The following is a 12,761-nucleotide window of genomic DNA, read 5'->3' on the forward strand; positions in this document are numbered from 1 at the left end:
ACTGTTCTCCCGTTTGAACATAAAAAAACAAACCTACATGACTTGTAGGTTTGTCGATGTGTGTCATCTAGCAAGTTATGCTTGCTTATTTTTCAGGGACTTTAACATCACCTGATTTGATTGCTTTACGCGCGTCGTCAACAGCTTTAACAGCTTTGTCTGACATGTTATCATTGATCAAATCAACTGATCCATCTTTAATACCGTAAGCAGTATGTTTGCCACCTTCAAATTTCTTGTCTGCGGCTTGATCGGATACTGTTTTCACAACTTGACCAACTTTTTTGAGAGTTGATGCAAGGACAAAGTTTGCATCTTTACTATCTTTAGACTTGTAGTTACCTTCAGCTTTTTGGTCACGGTCAACGCCTAATACCCAAACTTTATCAGCTTCGTTTTTACCTTCATTAATGGCTTTAGCTTCTGAGAAGACACCAGCACCAGTACCGCCAGCAGCTTGGAAGACCACATCTGCACCAGATTTGTATTGGGCAGCTGCAATTGTTTTACCTTTAGCAGCATCTGAGAACGAGCCAGCATATTGGGCATCTACTTTAATATCAGGATTAACGGAAGCCACACCAGCTTTAAAGCCAACTTCGAAGCGTTTGATAACTTCACCTTCCATACCACCTACAAAGCCAACTTTATTTGTTTTCGTTGTTTTAGCAGCAGCTACACCAGCTAGGTAAGCCGCTTCATTATCCATAAATGTTGCTGAGAAGACATTTTTTTGGTTGTCAATCACATCGTCAATTAGGACATAGTTAACTGATGCATTGTTTTTTGCTGATTCAGCGATGGCATCATGTAGTGCAAAGCCAATCCCATAAACGAGTTTGTAGCCTGATGAGATAGCACTGTCCAGATTTGTTGCATAATCAGATTCAGATGCTGATTGGTAGTAGGTGAAACCATTGTCTTTTGTTAAGTCTTTTGATTTACCCCAACTTTGCAACCCTTCCCAGGCAGATTGGTTGAATGATTTATCGTCAACGCCGCCTGTGTCTGTAATGATTGCTACTTTAAGATCTGTTTTTGAATCACTAGTTGATGCGGACTTGTTACGGTTACCACATGCTGCAAGTGATAAAACTGCAATAGCAGCTAACCCTAAACCTAAAACTTTCTTGTTCATTAAAAGACGCCTCCAAATGTATTATTTGCTAATCCATAGCTTTAAACTCATTTTATCCTACTTTGGAAGGGTTCACAAGTGAAAATGAGATTTCTTTTAATATTTCAATCCTATAGTTCGGTTTTTATATGAAATATCTAATATTATCAGCTAAAAATAGGATTAGTGTATGCCTTTTGGCAGCAGCAGTAGGTGCCTACAAAAAAAGACATATCAACAGAGACATGCCTTATTCGGTTATTTTTGCTGCTTACCAGCATTTCTTTTTTTCTTATTTCCTGTAGAAATTGCGCTGTTAAACTCTTGTTTAGCCTTGGCAACATCTTTAGGGGTTACATCTTTTAAACCAGCTGTTTTAACGATAGGCGGATTATCTTTGAATTCTTGATCAATTTTGGCACGTAAATGCGGTTTGATCATGAACGTCACAATCAATTGTTGAATCACACCGAACACCCCACCGATAACCCAATAGAGCGTCACACCCGCAGGTGAACTAAATGAGAAGAAAATGATCATCAGGGGACTCATGTACATCATGGTCTTCATTTGTTTCTTTTGCTCCTCATCGATACCTATCGTTGAGAGATAACTTTGAACGAAGTAGAAGATACCGGCCATAATCGTCAAGGCAATGCTTGATTTCCCAAGGTCTATCCCAAGGAAAGTAGCGGTTGAGATACCTTGTGTATAGCGTGCGGCATAGAACAGTGCTGAGAAAAAGGGCATTTGAATCAAAAGTGGTAAACAGCCCATAGAACTCAGCATATTAACGCCATTTTCTTTTTGAGCAGCCATTAATTCAGACTGAGCAGCCATTTTTTCTTCATTTGTCTTAGCGTTTTTTAACTTGTTTTGTATTGGCTCCAAAACTGGCTTTAGGTAACGCATTTTTTCTTGCATATAGCTTGATTTATAAGCTTGATTAAGACCCAGCGGTAAGATGACTAGTCGAACGATGACAGTCACCAAAATAATGGCAATACCAAATCCGAACCCTAAGTTATGGGCAAAGAATTCAACAGCAGCACTCATCGGTTTGACAAGAAAGGTATAGACAAATCCGTCTCCGGTAGGTTTGCCATTTTTTGTTTTGACGCAGCCAGTTAAAAATAATAAGGCAGTTAGCATAAAACCAGATAGTAAGAGTCGTTTAGTTATTTTTTTCAAAAAAATTTTCCTAATTTCTAATGGGTTTTTCAATAAATAGTAGCAGATGCAGTATTACAAAAAGCATATTTTGGTATCAAATGGCTAAAATAAGTCTCAAATCAAGGCCAGAATATGCAAGATATCGTAAGTATTCTAGAAAAATCCAAATATATATGTCTATTCTACCATAAAAAAAAAAAGATTTTCAATAAGTCCTAGGACTGAGATCTTTTTTTTAATCCTTGTCGCCTATTATCAGATGATTTATTTGGTAAAGTTGTTGATATCAGTTGCAAAGGCGCTAAGTTTATCAGCGGATGCTTCATTTGTTTCTGCAACTGCGGCTAGATAAAATTTAATTTTGGGTTCTGTTCCAGATGGGCGAACAGCCAGCCATGAACCATCTTCAAGGTGGTATTTGAGCACATTTGATGGCGGTGTTGTTAAGTTCTCGACCTGACCATCGGCAGTTGTTGCTGTATTGTGGAGGAAGTCTTCTGTTAAGACAACTTGAATACCATTAAATTGCGTCGGTTGATTATGACGGAATTTATCCATGACCGCTTTAATTTGTGCGGCACCATCAATACCTTCAAGTGTAACTGAAATCGTATTTTCAAGATAGTACCCATATTCAGCATAGATATCTTGAATGCCGTCATATAATGTCTTGCCAAGTGATTTATAGTAGGCTGCAACCTCACAGATTAAAAGGAGTGCTTGGATGGCATCTTTATCACGTGCAAAAGGTTTGATCAAATAGCCAAAAGATTCTTCAAATCCCATCATGTAAGTTTGAGATCCAGTTTCTTCAAATGCTTGTATTTGCTCAGCAATAAATTTGAAACCAGTTAATACGTTAATCATCTTAACATCGTAAGATTTGGTAATGGCTGTAACTAATTCTGTAGAGACGATCGATTTGACGATCGCAGCATTCTCAGGCAATGTACCAGCTTGTTTGTGTGCTTCAAGGATATATTTTGCTAAAACAGCACCAATCTGATTCCCAGTTAGTGGTTGATAGCTACCATCAGGTAAACGGACTTCAACGCCTATTCTATCAGCATCTGGGTCAGTTGCGACTAGCATATCTGCATTGACTTCGTGGCCTAATTTTTCTGACAGTTCAAATGCTGCTTGACTCTCAGGATTTGGTGATTTCAAAGTTGGGAAATCGCCATCAGGAATGACCTGCTCTTCTACAACTGCGATTTTCTCAAATCCAGCTTGTGCCAATGTTTTACGACCAAGCATTTCGCCTGTCCCATGTAATGGTGTAAAAACAATGTTCAAGTTTTTACCATAGTTATCAATAATTTCTTGATTAATCGTAACTGATTTAACATTTTCTAGATATTTTTTATCGATGTCATCACCGATGATTGTGATCAACTCACTGGCTTCATCCGCCATAGGGATATGGAAGATGTCCTTAATCTCTTTGATATAATCAGTTAATTTATCTGCATCTTCAGGTGGCATTTGCCCGCCATCTTCACCGTAGACTTTATAGCCATTATAAGGGGCAGGATTGTGAGAGGCAGTAATCATGATGCCTGTTAAGGTACCAAGCTCACGAATCGCAAATGATAGTTCGGGTGTCGGGCGTAAAGATTCAAAGACGTAAGACGGAATATCATGATGCGCTAAAACGCGTGCAGCATCAAAAGCAAATTCTCTTGAAAAATGACGAGAATCGTAGGCAATGGCAACACCACGTTTTTTACTGTCCCCTTTAGCATCCATCAAACGTGCCAGGCCCTCTGTTGTTTGTTGCACAGTAAAGATATTCATCCGATTTGTACCAACACCAATTAAGCCGCGTTGACCAGCAGTACCAAACTCAAGTGACGTATAGAAAGCATCCTCTTTTGTTTGTTCAGTCATCTCTGTCAATTCATTTTTTAGGTAGTCAGGAAGGTCTTTGAAATCGGCCCATTTTTGATACGTTTCTTTATAAGACATGTCGTCCCCTTTCGTTTAGTAAGCATTTTCATTTATAAGCCTATTCTAACAGAATTAACCGTAGATTTCACGTTTTAACCTGATATTAGCTTCTAAATTTGATTAAAATCGGTACTATACTGGCACATAAGACAGTAGCAATAATGGCTTCTACAATCGAGTTTGTAGCGATAATTGTTGCGATAAGTGCTTTAAATGTCATATTCAGCTGGTGATTGAAGAAAAGAAAAGCTGAACTGAGAACTAAAATTGTATTGACAGCTGAACTGGTAAAACCAGCAAGACCAGCGCCAACCCTATTTTTTACAAGCTTGTAAATAAAGAATGGCAAGATACCAACGATAATCCGAGGGATAAAGGCGATAAAAAGTGACCAGATATTACCGTTAGGGACAAAAGGAGAAAAGAGAAATGAGGTCGGAATCGGTGCAAGTGTCGAGTTCAAAAATGAAATCATCCCCATCACGAAGCCTAGAAAGGCACCTTTACGCCAACCGAGAACGATAGAGCCGATAATAACGGGAATGTGCAATAAAGTTGGTTGAATCGGAAATGGCCAGAAACTATAGATAACTCTTGAAAGTAAGTGGATAATTACCATGATAGCAATAAAAATACCCAGGATGGCAATATCAGACGCTTTGGATTTATTCTTATATTGGGTCATTTAATTGGTGAAGTCAATCATGATGACTGACTCATTCCTTTCATATAGGTGGGTGCCAAGAGACAAGACACGAGATAGGATATATGGGATAAGCGTCAATCAAGACTAGCTTGCACCGCACTGACAATATCGGCTACAGTGGCCAGTGCCCCCCTACCCAGGTCGCCACAAGCAAGTAGCGCAACTCTTGGTTCGATTTCTTTGAACCCAATTTCTTTAAGCGTTTTGATATTGGCTTGTGTCAAAAGATTGTCATACATAGCTGTATTCATAGCTGGTGCAATCATTTTTTTAGCAGTAATCGGTAGGGCAAGTGCAACTGCAGAAATGATATCATTTGCACGACCTTGCGCTAGCCGTGCAATCGTATCAGCAGTAGCAGGTGCAACTAGAAAAAGGTCGGTATCTTTAGCTAAAGCAATATGGTTGACCACATCTGGTCTATCTTCAGCCATAACACTTGTGTGAACTGGATTTTTTGACAGCACTTGGAGTGTTAGCGGCGTGATGAACTGCTGGGCTGATTCGGTCATTAAAACAGTCACATTGTGACCTAATTTCCCTAACTCTGAAATGATATCGGCTGCTTTATAGGCTGATATGCTACCGGTTACGGCGATCGTGATAGTTGTCATAAGTTTCCTCGCTTTTTGAAACGATTAAGGCAGCAATGTCGTGCTTTGTTTGTGCTTCCAGTATATCATACTGGCTGATTAGCAGACCCAAATGCTGCGTTTCTGAAATTGTGGTTAAATCATTGGCTAATATATAATCCGCTTTATTTGTCATCAAGGATTGTCTGGCTGTCTGAATGAGCTGTTCAGTTGACACATCAACCATCAGCTTAAACCCGACCAAAATGATAGCTGGATTTAAAGGTTTGATCATTTTAATCACCTTGGGCGTTTTCTTTAAAAATAAAACTTGATAGTCTTGCTGAGAAGAAATCTTCTGCTCAAGATTATGCTTGGTCAGCAAGTCTGTCAGATCAGGGGTCTGCTTGACAGTATCTAAGTCGGTCATGTAGACAGGTGTATAGTCTGATACCGCCATCGTATGAATGCAGACATCTGAAAGTGGTATCCATTTTGTGATACTTGAAATCAAGCTGGTCACATCAGAAATCCGAATGATAGTGAGTTTTAGGTGGGGATCTGGCACGACGGCAGTTAACCCAGCTAACAAGATAACCGTATGATTAGCTGCTAAAAAATGTTCGGCTAGCAGCTTACCCAATGTCCCAGTTGCGAAATTTGTAATCCCACGAACTTGATCAATCTTTTCAGTTGTGCCACCAGAGGTGATGAGAATGCGCATGGTCATCCTTTCTAGTAAGTTTTTTTTATTATAGCACAAAAGGGAAGTAGGAGGATAGTTTTTAAGCACGTTGCGTATCATAATAAGATAAAAAACGAGAAGCATGCCAATAGGTTAGCAGCCATCTCGTTTTTAAAGGTAGTTTAGTTGATTTTTTTCATGTCACCCTGTGGAAAATAGGTGCCTTCCTTCATGTCATTAATAAAGACATGAATAGCTGATTTTGGGGCACCAGTGTTTTTAATAACGGCTTGTGTAATGTCATGAGCAAGTGCAATTTTTTGCTCAGCAGTACGACCTTCAAATAGATCAACATGGACAAATGGCATAAGTAGGACCTCTTTTCTTATTATGAGTTTATTGTCACATATTTCAAGATGACTTGCAAGTCTTAACGTGTGGTTCTGAACGTATGGTAAAGATGAGCAATTATGACGATTTACAAAGGCATCTTCAGTTACTGAAAAGTTAACAGTAACTATAGGAAAATTTAATAGTAGATATACATAAATATCAGGCTAAACATGGTATAATTGGTGTATTAAGCTCATGTTTGACGTAGGTATAAACATTGAGATGTAGCAAATGACCTGATAAAAATAATAGGATGAGGCAAGCAGATATAGCTGCTCATTTAAGCTATCATAAGTAATGGATGGCTGAGAAAACGATTAGATATGGATAACACAATGGTAAAATTTGGCAGAATACTTAAATCATTGAGTGGTTTTTATTACATTAAAGATGACTCTGATAACACGGTTTATCAAACGCGGGCAAGAGGTAATTTTAGACAAAAAGGCACAAAACCAATCGTTGGCGATTTTGCTGAGTTTTCTACCGCAGAACAATCAGAAGGCTATGTTCTAGCAATAAAGGAACGTAGTAATGCACTTGTAAGACCACCAATTGCTAACATTGACCAAGCAGTTGTTGTTATCTCCGCAATCGAGCCAAACTTCTCGCTAAATTTATTAGACCGTTTTCTAGTCTTGTTAACCAATAAATCGATCAAACCCTTGATTTATTTATCAAAATTAGACTTAATTGACAATCTTGCCTATTTTGAAAAAGTACGTGATGAATATGAGGAAATTGGTTACTCCTTTTTCATGAATGACTGGCAAAAACTCGTTGACGAATTTCCTGATAAAGTGACAGTATTTATGGGGCAGACAGGTGTCGGTAAGTCAACACTACTAAATAAAATTGCACCAGAGATGGCCTTGGCTACGCAGGAAATTTCCGATAAACTTGGCCGTGGTAGACATACGACGCGACATGTTGAGTTATTCGACATTCATGATGGATTGATTGCTGATACGCCAGGATTTTCTTCTTTAGATTATGAAATTGATAATCAGCCAGATCTAAATGCAGCTTTTCCAGAATTATTGCGCTATTCATTTGGTTGTAAATTTCGAGAGTGTACGCATGCACATGAGCCTAAATGTGCTGTAAAGCCCGCAGTGGCATCTGGAGAAATTGCGCAGTCCCGATATGATAATTACTTACTATTTTTATCGGAAATAGAGGGTAGACGAGAAACCTATAAGAAAGTGGTAAAAAAATGAAACTAGCACCATCAATATTAGCGGCTGATTTTGGTAATTTTGAAAGAGATGCGAGACGTCTAGAAGCAGCGGGAGCGGACTATCTCCACATCGATATTATGGATGGTCATTTTGTTGAGAACATTAGTTTTGGTGCCGATGTTGTCAAGGCAATTCGTCCTGTGACCAAGTGTCTTTTAGATTGTCACCTCATGGTCGAAAATCCTGAGAAATATGTCGCAAGTTTTGCACAAGCTGGTGCTGATAGTCTCAGTATACATGTTGAAGCAACAAGACATATTCATGGCGCCATTCAAAAAGTAAATGCAGCAGGACTAAGAAGTGCCGTTGTCATTAATCCAGGGACAGATATTTCAAACATCAAACATGTCCTTGAAATCGTTGACATGGTACTTGTCATGACTGTAAATCCAGGATTTGGTGGACAAAAATTTATACCTGAGTGCCTTGAGAAGGTACGTGAATTGGCAGATATTCGTCAATTTCGGGGCTTAGATTTTGAGATTGAAGTGGATGGAGGTGTAGATAACCAGACAATTATTGCCTGTCGTGATGCCGGTGCAGATGTGTTTGTCGCGGGGTCATATGTATTTGATGGCAATGTTGAAGAAAATATTGCGACATTACGTGAAGCGTTGAATTAAAACACGTATAAATCTAGGTGACGTATTAAGGCGATGAAGCGCAAGTTAGAAAGTTAGTTATGAAATTTATACATACAGCAGATTTACATTTAGATAGAGAATTTGAAGGCTTGGTACAAGAGGTACCTTATCAGCCATATAAAATATTGGAAAAAATAATTGATTTCGCGATTGGTGAAGCTGTTGAAGTCGTTTTTTTTGCGGGTGATAATTTTCATCAATCACAACCAAGTATTAAAATCCAAACCTATTTTGCTAGCCAGTTAGCACGTCTGGCACCACATGGGATTCAGGCAGTAGTCATCTTTGGTAATCATGACTATTATAGAAAGTCAGTTTATTGGGTGCAGTTTTCAGATAATGTCACAGTGTTTCACTCAGAAACTGTCATGACAAAAAAGCTGACTTTAAAAACAGGAGAGACGCTTGCTGTATCAGCATTTTCTTATCAACATCCTCATATTTCTGAAGATAAAATTGTTGATTATCCATTAAGAGATTACACTTGTGACTATCATATTGGTTTATTTCATGGTGAAATTTCGGGGCAGCGCTTTGCACCAGCAAATCTGACTGATATGCTGTCAAAAGATTATAATTACTGGGCATTAGGGCATATTCATCTTGCTAGCCAATTAGCAGATTCAGTCATTTACTCAGGGACACCGCAGGGTCGCAATAAAAAAGAATCAACCAATTTGATTGTCTATGGTGACATTTTACCATCGGGTAATTTGATTTATTTTCAAGATTTAGCGGAGGTTCATTTTGAAACCGTGACTTTAGATTTATCAGACTGTCAAACCTTATCACAGGTTTTAACCTATATTGCGTCAAATTTAATAGATGAAGCGGTTTGTTACAGTTTAAACCTCAAAAATTATGAAAATGTTGCTGATAATCTACAAGAAGCGATTGAAAATGAAGAGTTGCTGGAAGAACTGCGTCAAAAAAATATAATCGTCAAATTAAAGTTGTTACCACTCGCCTCAAACAAGCAGCTGCTTACAAGTATTGAGGTGCCTGAATTTGCCATGCCAGCGATTGATTTCAAAGATATTTATAGTCTCGTTCCTCATAAAAAAGACATTCAGGAAATCTTTGATGACCCTGAATTTGTAGCTGAAGTACAAGAGAATATCTCCTTATATGTCAGTCAATACTTCGAATTTGGAGGAGGCCAAGATGAAAATTAAACAGCTCAAAATCGAAGGGTTTGGTAAATTGATTAACCAGACCTATGATTTTAAAGATATGACGACAGTTATAGGAGATAATGAGACAGGTAAATCAACAATACTGGCCTTCATCAAATATATGTTATTTGGGTTCGAAAACGCAACGACATCAAACCAAAATTATAACCCTTTAGATTTGAAAAGGTACGGGGGGGAAATTCTTTTATCACATGAGGGAAAAGAAATCCAAATTGAGCGAGTTAAGATTTTACGAAGTGGGAAACCAAGTTTTTCTTGTGAAATGACTGATGGGGAAACAGTACAAGTCATAGATGAGGCCACTTGGCGTGATTTTATAAGGCCACTTAATGCTAAAGTTTTTTCAGAAATTTATTCTGTCACGCAGGATAATTTACAGATCTCAACAGTAAAAGATTATAATGCGGAGCGGCTGGATGAAGAATGGCGCATGTCAGCAACAACTGGAACAGTCGCTCTTTTTGATCAAATTCAACTCTTATCTAGAACACGCGATGATATTTTTACGACAACTAGAGCAACTAAAAAGCCTCTCAATCAAGCATTAGCAGATATTACAGCTGTAAAAGAAGCAATTGATAAGAAGACAACTGAAGAGGCTGCGCTGTTGCCTTTGATGGCAAGAAATGATGTCTTAAGTCAAGAAATAGCGAAGTGTCGTGACGCACAAGAAAAATTAGATGATGAGATTAATCAAAGTAAGCACAGACTGAGCTACTTGTCTGAATACCAAGAGTATCGTCAGTTGCAAAGTCAAGATTTAACCAATATTTTATCTAGTGAAGAAGCAGATAATTTGAGACAAAAGCATGGGCTTCATGAAAAATATAGTCAGGAATTAGCAGCTTTAAATCAAAAAATATCTGAGAATACGGTCGCCCTAGAAAAGCTTGAGACACCTAAAAATCAATTCTTAAAAAATGCTAAAACAACAGCTAGATTAGATCAGGTTAAATTAGCCTATCCGCAGGCAATTTCTGCAGAACAACAAATTAAGCAATTGACATTTAGCAAACAATACTTAATCATTGCAGTTATTTCTTTGATTTTAATGGGCATTAGTTTTTTGATAAAGCCTTTATTAGTCATTTTATTTTTAATCGTCAGTATTGTCATGTTTGGGTTGCAAGTTAAGACGAGTCGTATTGTTCAGGCCAAACTAGCAAAAAACCAAGCTGTTTTATCCGATTTTGATATCGAAGTTGCTTATTTTTCAGATTGGTTACCAGAAGATTGCCTGACGATAGCAGATAAAATAGCGGCATTGACCAATCTTGATAAAGAAGTTCAGGAGTTAAAACTGCTTTTAAGTCGCTATGATCAAAGAGAGACGATTGAGAAAATGACGGCATTGCAAGCCTTAGATAATGCCATTTTTGAAGAACTCCCTGATATTGATACTGCACCAAAACTTTTGGCACGATGGGCCCAACAATCACGTGATCTCTTGCGTCTAACTAGACTAAAAGAACAACTTTCTGCTATTTTTGATTTAGCAACAGTTTTTAATGGGAATAAAGAACAGATGTTAGTTGATCAAAAGATTGCTGAAAAAGCTAAGGCTAGTACAGAACTTAATAGCTTAATAGATGAGCATGCAAGAAATCTTGCAGTAATCAACCAGCAAAAAACCGATACAACGCTAGCAGATTTATCAGCTAAGTTAGCACGTAAAAAAGAAGGTTTGAGAGATTACCTGGTTGATTTTGCAACGAAATCAGCAGAAATTAGGTTGATTGAAGCAGTTATGATGAGCTTATCATCTGAAACGCTTCCGGATATTCTAAAACGTGCTAGCAGTCTATTTGGTCATTTGACTAATCAGACTTGGCGAGAAATTTACTTGGAAAAAGAAATCTTATGGGTCGAAAATAGTCGACAACAAAGTCTTCGCTTAATTGATCTATCTACTGGTACCAGGGACCAGCTGCAACTGGCCCTGAGATTAGCCTTTATCCAGTCAAAACACCAAGATTTCCCCATCTTTTTAGATGATAATTTCTTGCGCTTTGATAGTAAACGACGATTGAATTTTTCAAATATGTTAGCAACGATTGCAAAAGATAGACAGGTCATATTATTGACAAGTGATCAAGGGTTAGCACTTGAAACGGAAGGAACGATTAGCTTATGACACAATTAAAAGACTTACAAGTAGGTGATGCTTTTGAAGGTCTATACTTAATTAAACAGGCGGATTTACGTCAAACAAGAGCTGGAAAATCCTTTTTGGCCATGATTTTTCAAGACCGAACAGGTCAAATTGGTGGCAATTTATGGGATGCAGATGATTATATGGTCTCAACCTTTACCAAAGGTAAAGTTGTTTACATGCGTGCTGTCAAAGAGTTATATCAAGGGACACCGCAGGTGAATAAAATATTCTTGCGTTTACCTGAAAACACAGAGCCTAATAATCCTAAGGATTTCAAGGCTAAGTCTCCAGTAAATGAACAAGAGTTACGGGATTACATTCAAAAAGCGATTTTTAAAATCGAGAATGCCACTTGGAACAGAATCGTTCGCTATATCTTTAAGAAATATGACAAGCAATTTTTTGAATACCCTGCTGCCAAAACGAATCACCATGCTTTTGAAGGCGGTTTGAGCTTCCATACAGCTACGATGGCGCAACTTGCAGAAAAAATTTGTGAAGTTTATCCTATTTTGGATGAGAGCTTGATGTTAGCGGGTATTTTACTACATGATATGGCCAAGGTGATTGAGTTTTCAGGTGCTGAAAACACGACCTATACCTTGAAGGGGAACTTAATCGGTCATATTGTCTTAATTGATGAAGAGGTTTCAGAAGCAATTACTGAGCTTGAAATTGACAATGACAAAGAAGAAGTGACGATTTTACGCCACGTCTTGTTAGCGCACCATGGCTTACAAGAATATGGCAGTCCGGTTAGACCACAAATTATGGAAGCTGAGGTCATTCACCAAATTGATATGATGGATGCAAGTATCATGATGATGACAACTGCTTTGAATCAAATCGTTCCTGGTGAAATGACACCCAGAATTTATCCCTTGGATAATCGTAATTTTTACAAGCCAAACTTAGATAAATAATATGTA

Annotated in this window: 12 protein-coding genes; 5 read left to right on the plus strand and 7 right to left on the minus strand. The window is 38.1% G+C overall.

The window, feature by feature from the left end:
• Positions 1-85 precede the first annotated feature (85 nt).
• From RU86_RS00220 to RU86_RS00250, 7 genes are all read right to left on the minus strand, one after another.
• Complete coding sequence (locus tag RU86_RS00220) at positions 86-1,138, minus strand: BMP family lipoprotein (RefSeq protein ID WP_096813478.1); 1,053 nt, start codon at positions 1,136-1,138, stop codon at positions 86-88.
• Between the two features lie 237 nt (positions 1,139-1,375).
• On the minus strand, positions 1,376-2,308 hold the full coding sequence (yidC, locus tag RU86_RS00225) for a membrane protein insertase YidC (protein WP_096813479.1): 933 nt from the start codon (positions 2,306-2,308) through the stop codon (positions 1,376-1,378).
• A gap of 246 nt (positions 2,309-2,554) precedes the next feature.
• Positions 2,555-4,258: a phospho-sugar mutase gene (locus RU86_RS00230; protein WP_096813480.1), complete on the minus strand. Its 1,704-nt coding sequence runs from the start codon at positions 4,256-4,258 to the stop codon at positions 2,555-2,557.
• Positions 4,259-4,343: 85 nt separating this feature from the next.
• Positions 4,344-4,925 (minus strand): ECF transporter S component, encoded by a 582-nt coding sequence (locus tag RU86_RS00235; protein ID WP_096813481.1) that lies wholly within the window; start codon positions 4,923-4,925, stop codon positions 4,344-4,346.
• Positions 4,926-5,020: 95 nt separating this feature from the next.
• Positions 5,021-5,560 carry a phosphopantothenoylcysteine decarboxylase gene (coaC, locus tag RU86_RS00240; protein ID WP_096813482.1) on the minus strand — a complete coding sequence of 180 codons (540 nt, stop codon included), beginning with the start codon at positions 5,558-5,560 and terminating at the stop codon, positions 5,021-5,023.
• Complete coding sequence (locus RU86_RS00245; RefSeq protein ID WP_096813483.1) at positions 5,529-6,242, minus strand: phosphopantothenate--cysteine ligase; 714 nt, start codon at positions 6,240-6,242, stop codon at positions 5,529-5,531. Before RU86_RS00245 ends, coaC begins: the two co-directional genes overlap by 32 nt.
• Positions 6,243-6,385: 143 nt before the next feature.
• On the minus strand, positions 6,386-6,571 hold the full coding sequence (locus tag RU86_RS00250) for a 4-oxalocrotonate tautomerase (protein ID WP_096813484.1): 186 nt from the start codon (positions 6,569-6,571) through the stop codon (positions 6,386-6,388).
• A 360-nt stretch (positions 6,572-6,931) separates the two neighbouring features.
• Here RU86_RS00250 and rsgA point away from each other — a divergent pair, with 360 nt between their 5' ends.
• Genes rsgA through RU86_RS00275 form a run of 5 tightly spaced genes read left to right on the plus strand, consistent with a single transcriptional unit; the run spans position 6,932 to position 12,755 of the window.
• Positions 6,932-7,816, plus strand: coding sequence for a ribosome small subunit-dependent GTPase A (rsgA, locus tag RU86_RS00255; RefSeq protein WP_096813485.1), 885 nt, complete (start codon positions 6,932-6,934; stop codon positions 7,814-7,816).
• Positions 7,813-8,460 carry a ribulose-phosphate 3-epimerase gene (rpe, locus tag RU86_RS00260; RefSeq protein WP_096813486.1) on the plus strand — a complete coding sequence of 216 codons (648 nt, stop codon included), beginning with the start codon at positions 7,813-7,815 and terminating at the stop codon, positions 8,458-8,460. The genes rsgA and rpe overlap by 4 nt, the downstream gene beginning before the upstream one ends.
• A 59-nt stretch (positions 8,461-8,519) precedes the next feature.
• Entirely contained in the window at positions 8,520-9,656 is a 1,137-nt protein-coding gene (locus RU86_RS00265; protein ID WP_096813487.1) for a metallophosphoesterase family protein, read from the plus strand.
• Positions 9,646-11,811, plus strand: a complete 2,166-nt coding sequence (locus RU86_RS00270; protein WP_179296158.1) for an ATP-binding protein — start codon at positions 9,646-9,648, stop codon at positions 11,809-11,811. The genes RU86_RS00265 and RU86_RS00270 overlap by 11 nt, the downstream gene beginning before the upstream one ends.
• Entirely contained in the window at positions 11,808-12,755 is a 948-nt protein-coding gene (locus RU86_RS00275) for a 3'-5' exoribonuclease YhaM family protein (RefSeq protein WP_047915010.1), read from the plus strand. The genes RU86_RS00270 and RU86_RS00275 overlap by 4 nt, the downstream gene beginning before the upstream one ends.
• Positions 12,756-12,761: the final 6 nt, after the last annotated feature.

Source organism: Pseudolactococcus piscium (genome assembly GCF_002441695.1).
In the GTDB taxonomy this organism is placed as follows: domain Bacteria; phylum Bacillota; class Bacilli; order Lactobacillales; family Streptococcaceae; genus Pseudolactococcus; species Pseudolactococcus piscium.